Raw genomic sequence first — 346 nt, forward strand, 5'->3', positions numbered from 1 at the left:
ACGCCCTTGGGACGGCCCGTGGAACCGGAGGTGTAGATGACGTACGCCAGGCTCGCCGGGTCCAGCCCGACCCCCAGCGGCTCGGAAGACTGCTCCGCGATCAGGTCATCGAGCGAGTCGATGCGCAGGGACGCGCCGCTGTCGGCGAGCATGAACTCCAGCCGGTCGGCCGGATACTCCGGATCCAGCGGCACATAGGCGGCACCCGCCTTCCACACCCCCACCACGGCAACGATCGCGTCCACACCACGCGGCAGGGACAGACCCACCACCGACTCACGACCGACCCCCGCGTCCCGCAGATACCGGGCCAACCGGTTCGACCGCGCCTCCAACTCGGCATACG

At 69.7% G+C, this 346-nt stretch carries 1 protein-coding gene; it reads right to left on the reverse strand.

What is annotated here, in order from left to right; genetic code table 11:
- The coding region (locus QSK22_RS33445) for an AMP-binding protein (protein ID WP_352231524.1) at positions 1-335 on the reverse strand (335 nt) is incomplete at its 3' end.
- Between the last annotated feature and the right edge of the window lie 11 nt (positions 336-346).

The organism is Actinomadura sp. NBRC 104425 (genome assembly GCF_030269545.1).
Classification (GTDB): Bacteria; Actinomycetota; Actinomycetes; order Streptosporangiales; family Streptosporangiaceae; genus Spirillospora; species Spirillospora keratinilytica.